This is a genomic window from Ochrobactrum sp. XJ1, from assembly GCF_024701725.1.
GTDB lineage: Bacteria > Pseudomonadota > Alphaproteobacteria > Rhizobiales > Rhizobiaceae > Brucella > Brucella anthropi.
The window spans coordinates 222,668-241,861 of record NZ_VDGD01000003.1 but is presented as its reverse complement, the minus strand read 5'-3'; the positions used below and the strand labels follow the sequence as shown (position 1 = coordinate 241,861).

The window sequence follows — 19,194 nt, the reverse complement described above, 5'->3', positions numbered from 1 at the left end:
TCTAACCTTATCCAGGTAACAGCCATGCCTTCAAAGACTATCGACCACGCGATTACTGCCCGCAGCCTGACAAGCGCAGCAACGGACCCGACCCACGCCGGTGTATTGTCGTTCATGCGGCGTATGTACACGAAGTCGCTGAAGGGCGCAGACGCCGTTGTCTGGGGTATTCCGTTCGATGCAGCCGTATCCAATAGGCCCGGCGCACGTTTCGGTCCGCAGGCGATCCGGCGGGCGTCGGCGATCTTCGACAATGATCCGCAATACCCGTTCGAGCGCGACCTTTTCGAGAATCTCTCCGTCATCGACTACGGCGACTGCCTGCTCGACTATGGCAATCACACCAAGACCCCTGCCACTATTGAACGCGAAGCGACAAAAATCCTGAAATCGGATGCGTTTCTGCTAACGCTTGGCGGCGATCATTTCATCACATGGCCGCTGCTCAAGGCCCATGCCGCGAAATATGGTCCGCTGGCACTCGTTCAATTCGACGCGCATCAGGATACGTGGTTCGACGATGGCAAGCGCATCGATCACGGCTCTTTCGTGGCCCGCGCGGTGCGCGATGGCATTATCGATCCCGCTCACTCGATCCAGATCGGTATCCGCACGCACGCGCCAGAAGATTGCGGCATCAAGATCATTTATGGCCATGAGGTCGAGGACATGCCGGCCGCAGCGATTGCCGATGAAATCCTGAAACGCACCGATGGCAGGAAGACATATCTGACCTTCGACATCGACTGCCTTGATCCGGCCTTCGCACCAGGAACCGGTACACCGGTCGCAGGCGGACCGTCGTCTGCAAAAATGCTGTCTGTCCTGCGCAAGCTGACGGCTCTTGACTTTGTGGGCGCAGATGTGGTCGAGGTTGCACCGGCCTATGACCATGCCGATATAACAGCAATCGCGGGAGCGACGATCGCAATGTATTATCTGGGCCTTCTGGCTGAGAAGAAAGAACGACGATGAGCCGCTTGTTCATAAATTGATTCAAGCAGCTCGAAAACTGATTCCGAATATTGTCGTAACTTTCTGAATTCAAAGGCAAAATGCATGAAACCGAAAATCTTCATCGATGGCGAACACGGCACCACTGGCTTGCAGATCCGCACCCGTCTGGCCGAACGCGACGATCTTGAAGTGATCTCCATTCCGGAAGCCGAGCGGCGCAACAAGGACTTGCGCGCCGACTATCTGCGCGCAGCCGATATTGCGATCCTGTGCCTGCCGGACGATGCTTCCAAGGAAGCGGTTTCCCTGCTCGAAGGCCACAATTCGACCCGCATCATTGATACTTCGACTGCTCATCGCGTGCACCCGGACTGGGCCTATGGTTTCGCCGAACTGGCCAAGGGCCAGCGTGAACGTATCGCCGGCGCCCGCCTGGTCGCCAATCCGGGTTGCTATCCGACGGGTGCAATCGCGCTTGTCCGCCCGCTGCGCGATGCGGGCCTGCTGCCTGCCGACTATACCGTCAGCGTCAACGCCGTTTCGGGCTATACGGGCGGCGGCAAACAGATGATCGCGCAGATGGAAGACAAGAACCATCCGGAGCATCTTGCTGCAAACAATTTCCTCTACGGCCTGCCGCTCAAGCACAAGCACGTGCCGGAACTGCAATTGCATGGCCGTCTGGATCGCCGCCCGATCTTCAGCCCCAGCGTCGGACGCTTCCCGCAGGGCATGATCGTGCAGGTCCCTCTGTTCCTGACCGGACTAGAGGGAACGCCGTCGCTTGCAAAGGTTCATGCCGCACTGACAGAGCATTATGCCGGTCAGGACATCGTCGAAGTCGTGCCACTTGAAGAAAGCACCAGTCTGGCGCGTGTCGATGCGGAAGAGCTTGCCGGCAAGGACGGTATGAAGCTTTTCGTCTTCGGCACTGAAGGCGATGGAGAGGTCAATCTGGTGGCGCTGCTCGACAATCTCGGCAAGGGCGCATCGGGCGCAGCCGTTCAGAACATGAATCTCATGCTCGGCAAAGTCTGATGATGAAGAAGCCGGTATTTCCTATCGAATGGAGTATCGGCTCATTCGAGCCTCTGGCGGATACGCATTCAAGCCTCGTCTGGAAGGTCGAACGCACTGATCATCCAGGCGAGGTTTTTGTCATCAAGCAGTTGAAACCGGCCGGAATGGAAGAGCTGCGCGGCGCGCATTATCTCGACTGGCAGAACGGCCATGGTGCGGCGCGATTATACGACCTCAATGGTACATCGATGTTGCTCGAACATGCGGGCGACTATCACCTTGATGAGCACCTGAAACGCGGCAAGGATGCCGAATGTCTGCTGATATTCGGCGAGGTTCTGAACGCGCTGCATACGCCCTCTCCTGCTCCGATACCGGCTGACTTACAACCCTTGGACAGGCATTTTTCTGGTCTCTTCGCCGTGACGAATGAAAGTCCGATCTATGCGGAAGGCACGGCGGTCGCGAAACACCTGCTGGCAACGCCGCACGAGGCCATTCCGCTACATGGCGATATTCACCATGAGAACATCATCAGGGGACCACGCGGCTGGCTCGCCATCGACCCGCACGGACTTGTCGGCGATGCCGCCTTCGATGCAGCAAATATATTCTACAATCCGCTCGACCGGGATGATCTCTGCCTCGACCTTGAGCGCGCCCGGCACATGGCAGAGCATTTCGCGCCGATCATCGGGCGCGAACCCGCCTACATTCTGGATTATGCCTTCGCCTATGGCTGTCTCTCAGCCGCGTGGCACCGCGAAGACGGCAATGACGCAGACGAAGCGCGGGAACTGAAGATCGCTTCCGCGCTCAGGCACCTGCGCCAGACGGTTTATCCTTCATAGGCACCTTTGGTTGCACGCCAGTGCGCAACCGCGAAAGCCAGCACGATCAGCGCAAAGAACTGGTGCGTCAGGCCCAGATGCAGTGGAACGCTCATCAGAAGCGTGGCAATGCCGATGACAGCCTGCATGAGAACCAGTGCGACGAGAACGATAGTGCGGCGCGCATGGGTCGTACCCGGGGCCTGCTTCCAAACCTGCAAGGAATGCAGGACCGTCAGAACCAGAACCGTGTAGGCGAACATGCGGTGCACGAACTGCACCGTCTTCGGGTTTTCGAACAGGTTGCGCCACCATGGCGACTGGATGAACAGGTCGGACGGGATGACGGCGCCATCCATCAGCGGCCAGGTATTATAGGTCAGGCCGGCATGAAGCCCGGCCACCAGACCACCCAGATAAATCTGCACTAGTACGGCAAACACGATCCATCCGGCAAAGCGCTGGATCGACCTTTCTGCCGGTCGCTCACTGTAGGTGACAAGCCCGCGCGCAATATAGAACACCGCTGTGATGATGATACAGGCTGTCGTCAGATGGATCGCCAGACGATACTGGCTAACACTTGTCAGCTCACTGAGACCGGAAGCGACCATCCACCAGCCGATAGCGCCTTGCAGGCCGCCGAGTGCAAGCAGGCCCAGCATGCGGTATTTGAGGCCGCCCTTGAGACGCCCTGTCACCCAGAAGAAAGCCAGCGGAACAGCAACCAGAAAGCCGACAAAGCGCGCCAGCATACGGTGCGCCCACTCCCACCAGAAGATCGACTGAAAAGCTTCAAGGGACATGCCCTTGTTGATCTGCTGGTATTGCGGAATCTGGCGGTACTTGTCGAACTCCTCCAGCCATTCGGCGTGGTTAAGCGGCGGAATGACACCATGAATGGGCTTCCATTCGGTGATCGACAGACCTGATCCCGTCATGCGGGTAGCCCCGCCGACCATCACGATGGCAATCAGCACGACGAACACCGCATAAAGCCAATAACGCACAAGGCGACGGTCGTGGTCCTCTTTCGATGACCTGGAACCCTGCCCTACACGCTGCGCCGTTGCTGCCGTCATGCCATTCACCCTTCAATATTGAGCCGAAGGATACATGCCGCATAGGCGAACCCGTTACAAGTTGCCACCACGCGACATGCCGCCGCGTTTTTGCCCTTTCGCTACCCCTTCTCACGCGCTAGTGATGTGCCGGGAAAAGGAGAACTGCGCCATGCCCGTTCGGCTGAAGAAACTGATCGGTACTTTTTTGCTGGTTTCACTGGTCATCATCTATGCGGTGTTCGCGACCATTATCGCCGTGGCGCATCTCGCTGAATCGAGCGCATGGGTGCACCTCCTTTATTTCTTCGTGACCGGCATTCTCTGGGTTCTGCCAGCCATGGGCATCATCTGGTGGATGGCGCAACCGCCACGCAAGAAGCAACATTAATCCCATTTGAGGATGCTGCAGACGATGGCGGGTGAAGTTGCAGCATACATTCTTACAGATTTCAGCGATATTAGCCGGCTCTGGAGCGATCCCGCGGCTATTCACGGTGCGCCACAATCGTTCGCATGGATCGATAGTTGGCGCGCAATCGTCAATGCCGACAGTTTCGTCATCGGGCTCTTTGACGGCGATGGTCCAATCCTGCTCGTGCCGCTGGAAGTCGTAAGCCAGAGCGGCGCGAAAATTGCGCGCTATCCCGGCGGGAGCCACGCCAATTGCAATTTCCCGTGGCTGCGAAAGGAATATGACGGCCTCCTCGGACCCGAGATGGTCCGGCAACTGATCGAGAAAATCCGCAAAGCACGGCCCGACATCGACGCACTGTCACTGACACGCCAGCTATCGGAACTGCAAGGCGTGACCAACCCGCTGCTCACTCTTAGAAAAGCGCCCAACCCAAATCCGGTTCTCGCCGCCTCGCTTGGTGGTGGCTTCGATGCCGTGCTTGATCGCGCCAATCGCAAGCGAAAGCTGAAAAAGCATCGCCAGCACAGTCGTCGCTACGAAGAAAGCGGTGGCTGGAGAATTGCTGAGCCTCAGAACCAAGCGGAAGCAAACACGGTTCTCGATCTTTATTTTGCGATGAAGGCCCAGCGCTTCCGGAAGATGGGAATCCGTGATCCTTTCGCCGATGAGAATGTGCGCAATTTCTTCAAAGCTTTCTTCGGCGAAGGATTGGCGAAGGGGCGGAATCTGCATGAGCTGCGCTTTCTTGAAGTTGGCGGAACCCTGCGTTCGATCATCGGAAAGCTGTTTGGCGATGCAGGCCCTACCGTCGAGTTCGCCGCGATCGCAGAAGACGAACTGACTTCCGCCAGTCCGGGTGAATTTCTCTTCTTCGAGGATATCAGCCGCAGTTGCGACGAAGGCCGTTCGATCTACAGTTTCGGTATCGGTGATGAGCCGTACAAGCGCGAATGGTGCGACATCGAGCTCACGATCTATGACACGCTGGTACCGCTTTCCGCCAAAGGAAAGCTTTTCACGGCGCTGCAATCAGTCCGCAATGCCATTGCCGGAAGTCTCAAGCGCAATCCGCGTCTTTGGGGCCTTGCCAAGACACTGCGCAGCAGGTTCGCAAGAAGGTAGAGGTGCTTAGCAATCTGATTCAGAAACAAGGTCTAAGACGCTGTTCAAGAATCGTATTTGGCAATCAGACGGTTTCGTCCATCAGAATGACGACGTCTTCATAACCACCCTGATCGAGATCGAGAGCAGCCAGCGCAACGCCCTTGTCATCCGGATCGACGATACTCATCACGACGGACGCAGGTCCATCGGCAATGCGTCGAATCTGCTCCGAAGATGACGGACCGCATTCCACCACAACGAAATCATAGACCGTTTCCAGCGCATCCAGAATGAGCGGCAGGCGATCAGCAGAACGCATGGCGGTTTCAGGATCGGCCTCGCCCAGCGGAACGACATGAGCCTGCGAGAACCGGTCACTGTGGATGACCTCATTGAAGCGGCGCTCGCCGGACAGAAGATCGGTAATGCCCGGCAGATGAGTACCGTCCAGCATGGCAAGCCCAACAGTCCCTTGCGCGGTCATATCCACGAGAATTGCACGTTTGCCACGGTCGGCAAATTCACGCAGCAGACGCACCGCTCCCGCTGATGCTTTATCGCCTTCTGGAGACACGACCACGATACGTTTCAGCTTTCCGCCGGACAGCAGATCGGCAACAGCCTCCACACCATTGGGATTGCGTGGTCTCATCTCGCGTTGCTTGGTCTCACCTTGCTTTATCATGGGAAACTCCTCCACGGATTTCCTCGTTTCGGAAACCGGCGGCTTCGCCGCAAACGGCATAGTCCATGAACGGCGTCGCGCCAGAATTGTTTCCTCGGAAACGCTATCAGGCCGTTCGAATCTCGACGGCGGCACGGCAGCCGCTTCAGCGGCAGCAGCAATAACCGGCATTTCGATTTCCTCGACCGCTGCAACCCTTTGACCATCCGTCGTCATGAACGCACGTCCGCTGAACAATTCACGCAAGAGAACGAAAATCGACAGCAAAAGCAGGCCAGCCGCAAAGGTTGAACCGACAATCGGCAATATCATTGGATAATAGGGAACTGCGGGTGCTTCGGCGGAAGAGAAAACCCGAGCATCAACCGGCACATAATTGCGGTCGGTACGCGACGCAGCTTCGCGATAGCGCGTCAGATAGGTTTCGAGAAGCTGGCGCTGTGCCGTCGCCTCGCGCTCCAATGCGCGCAACTCAACTTCCTGATCGCCCGCTTGCGCCGCCTGTGCCTTCACGCGGTTGAGTTCACGATTGAGTTCTTCTTCGCGCAGCTTTGCCGTTGAGACTTCATTATCAAGACTCGCAACGAGCTTGCGGCCTTCAATCCTGATCTGCTGGTCGAGATCGGCAAGCTGCGAGCGTAGTGCCTTGATGCGGGGATGCCCCTCCAGAAGTGTCGTCGAAAGGTCGGCGATCTGGGCGTTGAGCTGAATGCGTCTTTCCGCAAGGCGCTGCATCATACCGGAAGCAATTACATCCGGCAGCGTATCGATGGGAGCACCGGAGGCCAGCGATTTACGAATGCTTTCCGCCTTTGCTTCTGCGGAAGCGCGGCTGGTGCGGACCCGTGTCAGTTCGGTCGAGACTTCCGAGAGCTGTTGTGTCGCAATCGTACTGTTGCTCTGCCCGGTCAAAAGCCCGCGCGAAGCACGATAATCCGCAACCTTCTTTTCCGCATCGCGGACGCGGTTGCGCAGGTCGTCAATTTCGGGTGCGAGCCAGCCGGTGGCATCGTCATTCGACTCCAGCTTCGCGGCCTGCTGAAACAGGATGTATTGATTGGCAAGCGCATTGGCGATGGTCTTCGCCGTCTCAGGACTTGCCGAATTATATTGCACCACGACGACGCGCGAGGCGGTCACAGCAAAAACCTGCATGTTCTTGCGAAGCTTCTGTAGAACGCGCTCTTCCGGGGTCAGCCGTGCGGGATCGGTCCGCATGCCGAGCATGATGAGAACGCGGGTCCACGGCTTCACTTCCGTCGTCGTGAAGGCTTCGTTGCTGGTCAGCTTGAGTTCGTCGGAAACTTTCTTGAGAAGATCGCCGGAGGAGAATACCTCGACCTGGCTCTTCACGCCTTCGGCGTCGAAGACAGGCCGCTCAGCTGCTGTTTCGCCATTGGGACGGGTATAGACGGATTCGCGGGCCTCTATCATGATGCGCGCTTCAGCGCGATAGTCCGGCGTCAGAAGAAGGCAGATGGCCCACGCTGCTGCCGCCATGAGAAGCGCACCAACGACAATGAACAGCCAGTGACGGAGCAAGCTGGAGAACAGCGCGCCGATATCAATATCTGCGTCCCTTGATAACGGATCGACTTCTGCCATTCCCCATTCTCCATGGACTTCGCGAGTGCGCTTGCGCGCGTAATCGCTCTCGCCCGCGTGGGGTAATGCACCCCCGAATCTGGCCGGAAGGTAAAGGAACAAGGTAACCAGAGGGTTAAGCAGGATAAGTTCCCAACAGTTGGCGAGCTACAAAGTTTTTGCGCCGAACCCCGTCTTCTTTACCAGCCATTAACCCTAATCAATCGATAACGCTTGCAACCGATATTCGTAATCGCGCTGTCAGTACCGCGTCGATTGCGTTCGTAAGAAATATTGCTTTTCGGAAGAACCGAGGCGGAAGATGACGGCGAAGACAATTCATAACAAGCGCAAAGGCCACGCTCTGCTCGTGGCGCTCGGCCTTGCCGCCATGACGCTTTCCGCCTGCTCCAGCTATCGCCCTGCCCCGCCTGCGTTCCACGAGGCGCTGAACCAGCCTTACATGCTGGATGCTGGTGATCGCATACGTATTACGGTGTTCGAGCAGCCGAGCCTCACAAATACCTATAGCGTCGATCAGGCTGGCTATATCGCCTTCCCGCTCGTCGGCAGCATTCCGGCACGCGGCAAGACGTCCAAGCAGCTCGAAGGCATCATCGCATCGAAGTTGCGTGGCGGTTATCTGCGCGACCCCGACGTCAGCGCGGAAATCGACCGCTATCGCCCGATATTTGTGATGGGTGAAGTCGGCGCCGCTGGCCAGTATTCCTATGTTCCGGGCATGACCGCGCAAAAGGCAATCGCCGCTGCTGGTGGTTTCAGCCCACGCGCCAATCAGGAGAATGTCGACATCACGCGCCAGTTCAACGGCAAGGTTCTGACTGGTCGCGTGCTGATTTCCGATCCAATCCTGCCGGGCGACACGATCTATGTGCGCGAACGTCTGTTTTGATGGCGATTGATGGCTGATGACACCAATGCCTCCCCACTGCGTATCATCCACTGTTTCCGCGAACCGACCGGCGGGCTCTTCCGTCATGTTCGCGATCTCGTGGGCCTGCAGGCGGAAAAAGGCCACGCAGTCGGCATCGTCTGCGATGCCACGACAGGCGGCCCGCGCGAAGACGCGCTTCTGGAAGAATTACGGCCAAAGCTCACGCTCGGCCTTCATCGCATTGCTATGCAGCGCCATGTCGGACTGGGCGACGCAGCGGCAGCGTACAAAGCATATCGCATCATCAAGAAATTGCAGCCGGACATATTGCACGGACATGGCGCCAAAGGTGGCGTCTATGCACGTTTGTTCGGCTCAGTCTTACGGGTTTTTAGGTCTCGCGTAGCCCGTATCTATTCACCGCATGGCGGTAGTCTGCATTTCGACCGGAAGACGCGCCGCGGCGGCGCTGTCTTTCTGGTTGAGAGAATGCTGGCTCCCATGACCGATGCAGTGATGTTCGTTTCCAACTTCGAAAAGCGTATCTACGAAGAAAAGGTAGGGCGGCCCTATGGCCTCCACGCCGTCGTTTATAACGGCCTGGCCGAGGACGAGTTCATCCCGGTTGCCGATGCGCCCGATGCCAGCGATTTTCTCTTTGTCGGCACGATGCGTGAACTGAAGGGACCAGACCTCCTGATCCGTGCCCTTGCGCGCCTGCGCGACCAGCACCAGCGCATTTTCACGGCGACGATGGTGGGAGATGGTGCGGAAAAGCCCGATTTCATCAACCTGACCGACGAACTGGGAATTTCCGGACAAATTCGCTTTCTGCCCGGAATGGCTGCGCGAGAATCTTTTGCTTTGGGGCGAATAATGGTGGTTCCATCGCGTGCCGAAGCATTTCCCTATATCGTGCTGGAAGCGCTCGCCGCCGGAAAGCCTGTCATCGCCAGCAATGTCGGCGGCATTCCCGAGGTGTTCGGACCTCGTTCCTCGGCGCTGGTGGAGCCCGAGGAGGAGGCACTTGCGAACAGGATGCTGGACGCTGCAGATGATCTCACAACGTTTCGAGCCGCGATGCCGGATGTGACCCGGCTGCACGAGCGCTTCAGCCAGCAATCCATGGCGCACTCGATCGAGACAATCTATTACGAGGCGCATCCGGATCGAGCCATCCCGGAAGACTGACGGATACTTCCCTCAGCCCACCATCGCAGCGAAGGGTTCGGACGCAGATACCGACCGCTCGAACTGTGACCGAAACCCGCCACGCGCCGCAAAATAGACATAGTGGAATGCGTCGGCACGCCCGCCGATGAGCGAAATATCCTCGCGTTGCCATTCCCAGGGTAGCATGTCGAGCTTGTCTTCGAATGGGTCTGATATGGTTGCCGACCAGAAAGCAGCAATGCCATTAGGCTTCAGTGCCCTTTTCACCAGCCTCAGACCGTCATCTTCATAGATTGCGCCATTGGCATCGCGGACGGTAAAATCCGGTCCATTATCCGTGTCCATCAATATGGCATCATATCGACCAGGCTCTGCGCTAAGAACATCCATCACGTCGGCGACCCGAACATCGACACGCGGATCGTTCAATGGATGGTTGGCCAGATGACCGATATGGGTCCGGTTCCACTCCACGATCTCGGGGACGAGCTCGCAAACTGTTACCCTCGTATCGGGGCCGAGCAAATCAAGTGCCGCCCGAAGCGTGAAGCCCATGCCAAGTCCGCCGATAAGCATATGTGACACTTTCCGTCCGTGCAAGCGAAGCGACCTTTCAGCCAGCACGGTTTCGGACTGGAAATTGACGTTGGACATCAATTCCAGGCCGTTATAGCGAATTTCATAGATGTGATCGCGTTTTCGCAACAAAATTTCATCGCCGGCATGATTGCCCGCTCTAGCCAGTTCGGCCCAGATAGTCATGATCAACCCTAGAGCGCCCTCCAAAACACTAGAACGGTTTAGATAAAGCGCCTTAAAACAAACAGTTAATGCGACCTTGAAAGATCGCAGCGTGAATTGCTGTCATCAGGATTTTTTGGGTCGCTGAGCGGTCAGGCGCGCAGCAACCCCATGACATCGTCTGATCTGGTGCCGATCAGGAGCGGAAACAAAGCTGGTCTGTTGGCGGCAACATGTGCCGAACAGTTTGACGGCAAAATGCCGCCCGCAGCTTTATCTTCCAACGGTTTCATATCACCGTCCTAGGCAATATAATTAGACAAGGCAAGCCTTGCACTGGCTTGGCTTGCGACAACTGGCGCGTATCGGCTCCTGCAGCCAATGCTGTATCAATACGGACGGAGATCATGCTATTTTAGCCGTTACTAACAGTAACAGCTTTCAACCGAGTATTTAATTGAGTGTTTACCTAAGTCAAAAGCTTGTCACGCGACATTTATATTCTGCTTAGGATTCTCGGTCTAATTACTACGCTGTCATTTTACGATCAGGGGCAATGTTGTGCGAGATAATGATGCGCTTTCTCCTTTTGGCCGCAAAGCCATAGAAGCCAGCAGCAAGCAGGAGTCCGGACAAGATTCCAAGCCGAAAGGCCCGGTGAAGCTTAGCCCACTGGCGCGCCAGATGGCTGAACAATATCAGCACGATACGTTTTCGCCGCTGATGCTGAGCGGCGTCATGCGCATGGTAGAGTTCGGGCTTGTGTTTTGCTCCGGCATTCTGAGCTTTCTGCTTTATGTCGGCATCCGCACACATCTGGTTTTCTACTATCCCCTTATCATGGTTGTGGGCGGTGCGCTTTTTGTCCTGCTGATGGAAATCAACGACGGTTACCAGATCAATATATTGCGTAGTCCCGGTCGCTATCTGCGGCGGCTTTTCATTAGTTGGGCAGCCGTGCTTGGCACCCTTGCCATTGCCGGTTTTCTGCTGAAAGCTTCGTCCGATTTCTCGCGCGGCTGGTTCCTTTATTGGGCGCTCAGCGCCTGCGTCCTGCTTTTAATTGCCCGTATCTTCGTCGCCTGGAAAATCAAGCGCTGGGCACGCAATGGCACAATGGAGCGCCGCGCTGTCATCGTCGGCGGTGGCCCCAATGCAGAAGCGCTTATCCGCTCGCTCGAACAGCAGCCTGACAACGATATCCGTATCTGCGGCATCTTCGATGACCGTGATGACAAGCGCTCACCACCCATCGTTGCTGGCTATCCCAAGCTCGGCAATATCAACGAACTGATCGAATTTGCCCGTATCGCCCACATCGACATGCTGATCGTATCGCTGCCGATCAGCGCCGAAGCCCGCGTGCTGGCACTACTCAAGAAGCTATGGGTTCTCCCGGTCGATATCCGGCTGTCAGCGCTCAACAACCACCTGCGCTTCCGCCCGCGCTCCTATTCCTATGTCGGCGCGGTGCCGATGCTGGATATTTTCGACAAGCCTATCAACGATTGGGATTCTGTTGCCAAGCGCATCTTCGACGTTGCCTTCAGCATTGTTGGCATCGTTCTTCTGTCGCCGATCATGATCGGCACGGCGATTGCCATCAAGCTGGACAGCAAGGGCCCTGTGATCTTCAAACAGAAGCGGCATGGCTTCAATAATGAAGTTATCAATGTCTGGAAGTTCCGGTCCATGTACACTGAGATGTGCGACCCCACCGCCAAGCAGGCTGTTACCAAGAACGACCCTCGCGTCACCCGCGTCGGACGCTTCATTCGCAAAGCCTCGATTGATGAGCTGCCGCAGTTCTTCAATGTTCTCGCCGGTTCCCTGTCGCTCGTCGGCCCGCGCCCGCATGCAGTCGCCGCCCATTCGCACAATGTGCTCTATAATGAGGTGGTCGATGGCTATTTCGCGCGTCACCGCGTGAAGCCGGGGGTCACCGGCTGGGCGCAGATCAATGGCTGGCGCGGCGAAATCGACAATGAGAACAAGATCCGCATGCGCACAGAGTTCGACCTTTACTATATCGAAAACTGGTCGCTCTGGCTCGATCTGAAAATCCTGTTCCTGACACCGATGCGACTTCTCAATACGGAAAACGCCTATTGACCAGCGTGGCGCAACGGTTTGACGGTAGTTCGCGTCCAGCCCTGATGCTGCCGGCAGATGTGGCGCGCAAGCGCGCACTCAACCGCCTCATCGCCAATATCGCAATCGGCTTCGGCGTTTTTCTGCTCGGCTTCGTGATGAGCGAGCCTGCGCCTTATGAACTCTATATGGTCGGCCTGATTGCGCTGGCACTATTGTTCGGATTGCGGCTGCCCCGCACAAGTCTTGTGCTGCTCGCCCTGCTTGCTGTCTTCAATTTCGGCGGCATGATTTCGGTCATGCAGATGGCTGACGTCAAGAAAGCACCGCTTTATATCGCCGTCTCGCTGTTTCTGGCTTTCACATCGGTATTCTTCGCCGCTGTCATCGAAGGTGACCACCGGCGTCTGAAGACCATCTTCAACGCCTATCTTCTTGTCGGCGTGCTTTCTGCCGTCCTTGGCATTGCCGGTTATCTCAGCCTCTTTCCGGGCGCAGAAATCTTCACGCGCTACGGACGTGCGCAGGGCGCATTTCAGGACCCCAATGTCTACGGACCTTTCCTTATATTGCCACTGACCTGGACGCTTTACCGCATCATGCGCGGGGGCTTTCGCGATATGGCCGTCTATCTGCCTTTCTGCTGCCTGCTGACGCTCGGCGTTCTGGTATCCTTCTCGCGCGCGGCCTGGGCGATGGTTCCCCTCTCCTTTGCCGTTCTGTTTGGCGTGCTCTTCCTGCAAAGCAACAGCAATCGTTTTCGGTTACGCCTGATAGTGATTGGTCTGCTTGCAGTTTTAACAATTACTCTCGCGATCCTGATTATTCTGCAAATCCCCGGCGTCGGCGATTTCTTCCGTGAGCGCGCGCGTCTCGAACAGAGCTATGACAGTGCAAGGCTTGGGCGCTTTGCGCGGCACTGGCTTGGAATGATCCTTGCAACACAGCATCCGCTTGGCATCGGGCCGCTCGAGTTCGGGCCGATGTTCGGTGAGGATACACACAATGTCTGGCTCAAAGCCGTCCTCGACTATGGCTGGATCGGCTTCATCGCCTTTCTGACGCTGACATTCCTGACACTCGGGATTGGCTTCAAGCTTGTACTTCGCAATCGCCCCTGGCAGCCTTATCTTCTGGTCGCTTACGCAACCTATCTCGGGCATGTCCTGATCGGCAATGTCATCGACACCGATCACTGGCGCCACTTTTATCTGCTCTTCGGGATCATCTGGGGTTGCGCAGGGCTGGAATACAAGTATCAGCTTTCGCTCAAACTCAGAGAACGCTCAGGAGAGCAGAAACTTGCAATTCGCGATATACGCCGCAGCAGCCCTCTTTGAAATTGCCGGATGCTTCGCTTTCTGGGCATGGTTAAAGCTCGACAAGTCACCGCTTTGGCTGGCACCCGGCATGGTGTGCCTCGCATTGTTCGCCTATCTGCTCACCCTGATTGAAAGCAACGTGGCCGGTCGCGCTTATGCAGCCTATGGTGGCATCTATATCATCGCGTCGATTTTATGGATCTGGTTTGCCGAAGGAGCACGCCCCGATCGCTGGGATGTTGTCGGCGCATGCACGGCTTTCGCAGGCACATGCATCATCCTTTTCGCACCGCGATCCTGATGCTCAGAACCATGCATGAATGTTATGTGCAATTTGCCAGTTTCGAGAAATTATCCCTTGCGTGCCAAGTCGTTATAATCTACGGCTTTCCTCGGCTCGGAGCGTAGCGCAGCCCGGTAGCGCACTTGACTGGGGGTCAAGGGGTCGTGGGTTCGAATCCCGCCGCTCCGACCATTTTTCTTCCCCAAACCTTTATTTTCATACGATCTTTCCTTTGCACACAACGTGCAAATCGGATTAGCTCTGCCATGATTGCATGGAGGAGAGTATGAAGAACGCCCTGATCACTGGTGGCAGTCGCGGCATTGGTCGCGCTACCGTTCTGCGCAGCGCAGCGCAAGGCTGGTCTGTGGCTCTGAACTATGCGGGGAACGAACAGGCTGCGCAGCAAACGGTGGCCGAAGCAGCGAAGCTTGGTGCGAAAGCGCTTGCGATCCGGGGCGACATATCCAGAGAACAGGACGTAATCACCATGTTCGACAAGGCGGAGGCCGATCTTGGTCCGCTGAAAGGCGTCGTCCTGAATGCCGGTATCGTTGCTCAGACCATGCCGCTTGCGGATATGAGTGCTGATCGTCTGAAAATGATGTTCGACGTGAATGTTTACGGCACCTATCTAAGCGCCCGCGAAGCAGCCCGGCGCTTGCAGCCTGACAGTGCCATCGTCATCGTGTCATCGATGGCATCGCGACTTGGATCGCCGTTTGAATATGTAGATTATGCCGGAGCGAAAGGCGCACTTGATACGCTGACCACTGGCCTGTCGAAAGAGCTGGCGCCGAAAGGCATTCGCGTCAATGCCGTGCGTCCAGGCCTGATCGATACCGACATCCATGCCAGTGGCGGCAATCCGGATCGCGCGGCGAGGTTGGGCGCCGGTACGCCTGTCGGACGCGCCGGCAAGGCAGAGGAAGTCGCGGAAGCCATTTTCTGGCTGCTCAACGACGCCCCCACCTATGTAACCGGAACATTCATCGACGTTGCCGGTGGGCGTTAGTACTAAACCGCCTCGACCTATTTCTCGCGCAGCTGATAGGTTTCCGCAACGTAGCGATAGCCCTCGCCTTCCCGCTTGAGATAGGCCAGTGCCGGAAATGGCATATGATAACCGATGAAAGGAAGCCTGTCGGTGGCGATCATGTCAAACATGCGCTTGCGGGTCTGGACGGCAGCATCCTTATCGATATCGAAGGATACGTGCCATTCGGGCCGCTGCAACGTAATGACGAAATGGTTGGCCGTATCCGAGACCAACATCAACGACTTGCCGCCCGTTTCGACCCTGAAAGCCAGATGACCCGGCGTGTGGCCATAAGCTGCCACCGAATGAATACCGGAAATGACTTCGCTATCATCGCCCAGGAACGTCATCTTCTCCGCGAGAGGCTTGACGTTTTTGGCCACCATTTCAGCAACGGTCTTGGCGGGGCTGTCGAGCCGCGCGGGATCGGTCCAGAAGTCGAATTCCTTCCGTCCGGTGGCGTAGCGCGCATTGGCGAAGGCTGGCTTGCCGTCTTCCATCAGACCACCAATATGATCAGGGTGGAAATGGCTCAATACGACCAGAGACACATCGTCCGTCTTGTAGCCCGAAGCTTCAAGAGCACTGGCCAGTTTGCCCAATCCCGTTCCGCGAGCACCTGCTCCCATGCCGGTGTCAAACAGAACAAGCTCCTTGCCTGTATTGATGAGCACTGGCGTGAAGCTGTTGACGAAGCGGTCGGCGGGCAGAAGATTTTCCTCAAGAAGTGCGGCAACCACTTTCGGGTCCTGATCGACCGCATATGTCTTTTCGGGCGCTTCGCCTGCTCGGCGCCCATCGGAAAGCGTGGTGATCTCAAAATCACCAAACTGAAAGCGATGGAAGCCCGGATTTTCTACCTGTGAAGGGGTTAGCACTTTAGGACTGCCTGTTTCGGCTGCCGCCTTGTTGAGCTCCAAAGGCGATAAAGCCAATCCGGCCCCGGCAGCAGATGCTGTAACAATGAAATTACGTCTTGAGATGGTCATCAATCGATCTCCCGGCATAATCTATGGATAAGAACGACAGGATACCCGAAAAAGCTCCCTGATCCATGGGATACGCGATCAAGTTTCTGTTGGCGCGATATGGACAACGCCCTCTTGCCTCTCCGTTCAAGAATCACTATTTACAGGGCCGCGCGGGACGACCCGCGCCAGTGTTCGCATCGGGGACGGCCCCATAGGAGGGTGTCCTATGGCAGGGCCGATCGAACAATTCGCAATCAAGCCCATCGTTGAACTTGGCGAAATCGGCGGCCAGCCGGTTGCTTTCACCAATTCGGCACTCTTCATGGTGCTGACGGTGCTGGGTGCGGCTGCGTTCATGTTTCTGTCGTCCCGCAGGAGCACCGTTGTGCCAGGGCGCTGGCAGTCCTCAGCCGAGATCCTCAACGAATTCGTGTCGAAGACATTGCGCGAGAACGCCGGGGAAAAAGGTATGGCTTTCTTCCCCCTCGTCTTCTCGTTGTTTCTGTTCATCCTGTTTGCCAATCTGATCGGCATGTTCCCCTATGCCTTCACCGTGACAAGCCACATCATCGTAACGTTCGCGCTTGCGATGCTGGTCTTCCTGACGGTCACGATCTACGGTCTCGTTCGACACGGGTTCAGGTTCTTCCGACTGTTCATGCCTGCGGGCGTACCGGCTGTGCTGGCGCCGATCATCGTGCCGATCGAGATCATGTCCTATATCTCGCGTCCGGTCAGTCATTCGGTTCGTCTGTTCGCCGTCATGCTTGCAGGGCACATTACGCTGAAAGTCTTTGCGGGGTTTGTTATCGGGCTTGGCAGTCTCGGAACGCTCGGCATGCTAACCGCTGTGCTGCCGCTTGCAATGACCGTCGCGCTGACCGCACTCGAATTGCTGATGGCAGTTATTCAGGCTTACGTATTTACTATGCTGACCTGCATGTATCTCAATGATGCACTGCATCCATCACACTGATTAGAGCGCCGTGCGCAGTGACTTCGCGGGAAGGACGGCCTTCCCGCTTCTTCAACGAACGGGACGGCCCGTTCAGAACCCTTGTGAGGGAGCATTAGAATGGCATGGATTTATCTGGGAATGGCCGGAATTCTTGAGGTCATCTGGGCCTATTTCATGAAAAAGTCGGAAGGCTTTTCCCTTCTGACACCGAGCGCCATCACCATCGTGACGATGATCGGCAGTTTCATTCTGCTTTCCATCGCCATGCGCAGCCTGCCGCTTGGAACAGCCTATGCGATCTGGACCGGCATCGGGGCAGTGGGTGCGTTTCTGGTGGGCATATTCATTCTCGGCGAAGCTGCAACCTTCTTCCGCGTTGCAAGCGTGACACTGATCCTCGCCGGCATCATCGGATTGAAACTCTCGTCCAGCTGATTCAATCCGCGTACAAAAGCAAAGGGAGGCGAAAGCCTCCCTTTTTCATGCGGTCCGAAATCGATCAGCGCACCTGATCGAGAAGACGCTTGCATTCGAGAAGATCGAACAACGCCTCCTGCAGAAGCGAGCGGTTGTCCTTTGAAGGCCGCTTTCCATCAGCTCCGATGGGGCCATCCTCCTCGCCCTTCAAGAGACCGAAGAGCTTGCGCGCCGGTTGCGGCGCCTTGATGCCGCTCGGCAGAGCCATTTCATTGTCAGCCGCCTCTTCGGCAGCGCGCTTATCGGCGGCAGCCTGCTTCTGGCGCGTAATCGCCTCAATCGCCTGAACGTCGCCATTGCCAAGCGCGATGATAAACTGTGCATTGTTTTCGCGAAGAAGACGCTGCACACCCTTGATCGTATAGCCCTGATCATAGAGCAGATGGCGAATGCCCTTGAGCAATTCGACATCGAGCGGCCGGTAATATCGGCGACCGCCGCCCCGCTTCATAGGCTTGATCTGGGTAAAGCGCGTTTCCCAGAAACGCAGCACATGCTGCGGAAGATCAAGATCATCCGCTACTTCACTGATCGTCCTGAATGCATCAGGGCTCTTGTCCATCCACTTGCCCTTTCCAGTGGTTCAGGTTTCGCCGTTGCGGCGCAACCTCGCCGATCCAGATAGTTCAACTCGCTGCCAACGCGAACGCGTCTGTAACACGAAAGGCGCTTGTTACCATCGGAATTTAGAAGACGGGAGTTAACAAACTCCAGCGTGCGGAAAGACACGGCGCAAACGTCATTCAAAACCGGACGGTGTGCAACACGAACTCTCTCTGAAAAGCCAGCCGCTTTCCAGATTTCAATATCAGCGAAGCGATTCGCTCCACTGAATCCATTATATAATATCAGAGCTTTATAAGCATCCCTTCATGCGAAGCCGAAAGCAGCATGGCCAGTTCGTGGCAAAGGACTATTATGACGGTTGCAACCAACAAAAAAACAGCCGTCCTGCACGCGGCCATAAGTCGGGCGCAAAAGCGATGTCAGTTTTACAAGGATGGTGCCGAAACAAAATGCTGCCCGATGGGCAGCATGCTAATGGTCTGATTCCGACATTTGCATCCCTCGGATATGAGCACTGAGCAAATGTCGAGATCAAAAAGACCACTGGTAACTTTATGAATCTAGTAGATTTTTCGAGTTTGACGTTTGAAACGTGATCTATATCGGACGAGTATCAAACGTCAAATTCAATCCACTAGCAATTACTTCTGGCTTTTGGTTTCACGCTTCTGATGTTCCTGCAGAATACGCTGCTTGAGAACGTTGGAAGCTTTGAAAGTCATCACACGACGGGGAAGAATTGGAACCTCCTCGCCTGTTTTCGGATTACGGCCAATGCGCTCGTTCTTGTCGCGAACCTGAAATGTCGCGAAAGACGACAACTTCACGGTTTCACCGTTGACGATAGCGTCACAGACTTCATCGAGAATCATCTCGACAAGAGCCGCCGACTCCGTTCTGGAAAGGCCTACCTTCCGGTAAACAGCCTCTGCCAGATCAGCTCGCGTGACCGTCTTACCTCCCATGACCGAACCTGCCTGGTTAGCGTTTGAACAGATAATATCCTTACGTGACAGGA

The 19,194-nt window shown here is 56.1% G+C and carries 20 protein-coding genes and 1 tRNA gene; 14 read left to right on the top strand and 7 right to left on the bottom strand.

The window, feature by feature from the left end; translation table 11 throughout:
* Positions 1-24 precede the first annotated feature (24 nt).
* The 3 genes from speB to FG152_RS06660 all read left to right on the top strand — a co-directional run bounded on the left by speB (position 25) and on the right by FG152_RS06660 (position 2,828).
* Positions 25-975, top strand: coding sequence for an agmatinase (speB, locus tag FG152_RS06670; protein WP_029925090.1), 951 nt, complete (start codon positions 25-27; stop codon positions 973-975).
* A gap of 84 nt (positions 976-1,059) precedes the next feature.
* Positions 1,060-1,995 carry an N-acetyl-gamma-glutamyl-phosphate reductase gene (gene argC, locus FG152_RS06665; protein ID WP_036588466.1) on the top strand — a complete coding sequence of 312 codons (936 nt, stop codon included), beginning with the start codon at positions 1,060-1,062 and terminating at the stop codon, positions 1,993-1,995.
* Positions 1,995-2,828, top strand: a complete 834-nt coding sequence (locus FG152_RS06660; protein ID WP_498985553.1) for an aminoglycoside phosphotransferase family protein — start codon at positions 1,995-1,997, stop codon at positions 2,826-2,828. Before argC ends, FG152_RS06660 begins: the two co-directional genes overlap by 1 nt.
* Here the strand turns inward: FG152_RS06660 and FG152_RS06655 are convergent.
* Complete coding sequence (locus FG152_RS06655) at positions 2,816-3,889, bottom strand: COX15/CtaA family protein (RefSeq protein ID WP_279721904.1); 1,074 nt, start codon at positions 3,887-3,889, stop codon at positions 2,816-2,818. The genes FG152_RS06660 and FG152_RS06655 overlap by 13 nt on opposite strands.
* 151 nt (positions 3,890-4,040) lie before the next feature.
* On the opposite strand from FG152_RS06655, the gene FG152_RS06650 reads away from it, so the two are divergent.
* Entirely contained in the window at positions 4,041-4,259 is a 219-nt protein-coding gene (locus tag FG152_RS06650) for a DUF2842 domain-containing protein (RefSeq protein WP_010661115.1), read from the top strand.
* A gap of 24 nt (positions 4,260-4,283) precedes the next feature.
* The gene (locus tag FG152_RS06645; protein ID WP_498985551.1) at positions 4,284-5,408 is read left to right on the top strand and encodes a GNAT family N-acetyltransferase; all 1,125 of its coding nucleotides are present in this window, start codon (positions 4,284-4,286) and stop codon (positions 5,406-5,408) included.
* Between the two features lie 64 nt (positions 5,409-5,472).
* Here the strand turns inward: FG152_RS06645 and FG152_RS06640 are convergent, their stop codons facing one another.
* Positions 5,473-7,680 (bottom strand): GumC family protein, encoded by a 2,208-nt coding sequence (locus FG152_RS06640; RefSeq protein ID WP_498985550.1) that lies wholly within the window; start codon positions 7,678-7,680, stop codon positions 5,473-5,475.
* 301 nt (positions 7,681-7,981) lie between these two features.
* Here FG152_RS06640 and FG152_RS06635 point away from each other — a divergent pair, with 301 nt between their 5' ends.
* The gene (locus FG152_RS06635; protein WP_010661112.1) at positions 7,982-8,572 is read left to right on the top strand and encodes a polysaccharide biosynthesis/export family protein; all 591 of its coding nucleotides are present in this window, start codon (positions 7,982-7,984) and stop codon (positions 8,570-8,572) included.
* A gap of 9 nt (positions 8,573-8,581) precedes the next feature.
* Entirely contained in the window at positions 8,582-9,745 is a 1,164-nt protein-coding gene (locus tag FG152_RS06630; protein ID WP_213507253.1) for a glycosyltransferase family 4 protein, read from the top strand.
* Positions 9,746-9,757: 12 nt separating this feature from the next.
* On the opposite strand, the gene FG152_RS06625 is transcribed toward FG152_RS06630, so the two are convergent.
* Both FG152_RS06625 and FG152_RS06620 read right to left on the bottom strand, forming a co-directional pair.
* Positions 9,758-10,489: a spermidine synthase gene (locus tag FG152_RS06625; protein ID WP_279721900.1), complete on the bottom strand. Its 732-nt coding sequence runs from the start codon at positions 10,487-10,489 to the stop codon at positions 9,758-9,760.
* A gap of 131 nt (positions 10,490-10,620) precedes the next feature.
* A complete protein-coding gene (locus tag FG152_RS06620; RefSeq protein ID WP_155243290.1) occupies positions 10,621-10,761 on the bottom strand; it encodes a hypothetical protein in 141 nt (46 codons plus the stop codon).
* A 268-nt stretch (positions 10,762-11,029) separates the two neighbouring features.
* Between FG152_RS06620 and FG152_RS06615 the strand changes: the two genes are divergently transcribed.
* The 5 genes from FG152_RS06615 to FG152_RS06595 all read left to right on the top strand — a co-directional run bounded on the left by FG152_RS06615 (position 11,030) and on the right by FG152_RS06595 (position 15,179).
* The gene (locus tag FG152_RS06615) at positions 11,030-12,580 is read left to right on the top strand and encodes an undecaprenyl-phosphate glucose phosphotransferase (protein WP_029925111.1); all 1,551 of its coding nucleotides are present in this window, start codon (positions 11,030-11,032) and stop codon (positions 12,578-12,580) included.
* Positions 12,577-13,899, top strand: coding sequence for an O-antigen ligase family protein (locus FG152_RS06610; protein ID WP_498985546.1), 1,323 nt, complete (start codon positions 12,577-12,579; stop codon positions 13,897-13,899). The genes FG152_RS06615 and FG152_RS06610 overlap by 4 nt, the downstream gene beginning before the upstream one ends.
* Positions 13,862-14,182 (top strand): YnfA family protein, encoded by a 321-nt coding sequence (locus FG152_RS06605; RefSeq protein WP_006466505.1) that lies wholly within the window; start codon positions 13,862-13,864, stop codon positions 14,180-14,182. The genes FG152_RS06610 and FG152_RS06605 overlap by 38 nt, the downstream gene beginning before the upstream one ends.
* A gap of 97 nt (positions 14,183-14,279) precedes the next feature.
* Positions 14,280-14,356, top strand: a tRNA-Pro gene (locus tag FG152_RS06600).
* Positions 14,357-14,450: 94 nt separating this feature from the next.
* Entirely contained in the window at positions 14,451-15,179 is a 729-nt protein-coding gene (locus tag FG152_RS06595) for an SDR family oxidoreductase (protein WP_213507259.1), read from the top strand.
* 17 nt (positions 15,180-15,196) lie between these two features.
* Here FG152_RS06595 and FG152_RS06590 read toward each other — a convergent pair whose 3' ends face one another.
* Entirely contained in the window at positions 15,197-16,192 is a 996-nt protein-coding gene (locus tag FG152_RS06590) for an MBL fold metallo-hydrolase (protein ID WP_498985543.1), read from the bottom strand.
* A 208-nt stretch (positions 16,193-16,400) separates the two neighbouring features.
* Between FG152_RS06590 and FG152_RS06585 the strand changes: the two genes are divergently transcribed.
* The gene (locus tag FG152_RS06585; protein WP_498985541.1) at positions 16,401-17,150 is read left to right on the top strand and encodes a F0F1 ATP synthase subunit A; all 750 of its coding nucleotides are present in this window, start codon (positions 16,401-16,403) and stop codon (positions 17,148-17,150) included.
* Between the two features lie 99 nt (positions 17,151-17,249).
* Positions 17,250-17,567 carry a quaternary ammonium compound efflux SMR transporter SugE gene (gene sugE, locus FG152_RS06580; protein WP_279721896.1) on the top strand — a complete coding sequence of 106 codons (318 nt, stop codon included), beginning with the start codon at positions 17,250-17,252 and terminating at the stop codon, positions 17,565-17,567.
* A gap of 64 nt (positions 17,568-17,631) precedes the next feature.
* Here sugE and FG152_RS06575 read toward each other — a convergent pair whose 3' ends face one another.
* On the bottom strand, positions 17,632-18,171 hold the full coding sequence (locus FG152_RS06575; RefSeq protein WP_010661103.1) for a MerR family transcriptional regulator: 540 nt from the start codon (positions 18,169-18,171) through the stop codon (positions 17,632-17,634).
* 646 nt (positions 18,172-18,817) lie between these two features.
* The gene (locus tag FG152_RS06570) at positions 18,818-19,141 is read right to left on the bottom strand and encodes an integration host factor subunit alpha (RefSeq protein ID WP_010661102.1); all 324 of its coding nucleotides are present in this window, start codon (positions 19,139-19,141) and stop codon (positions 18,818-18,820) included.
* Positions 19,142-19,194 lie beyond the last annotated feature (53 nt).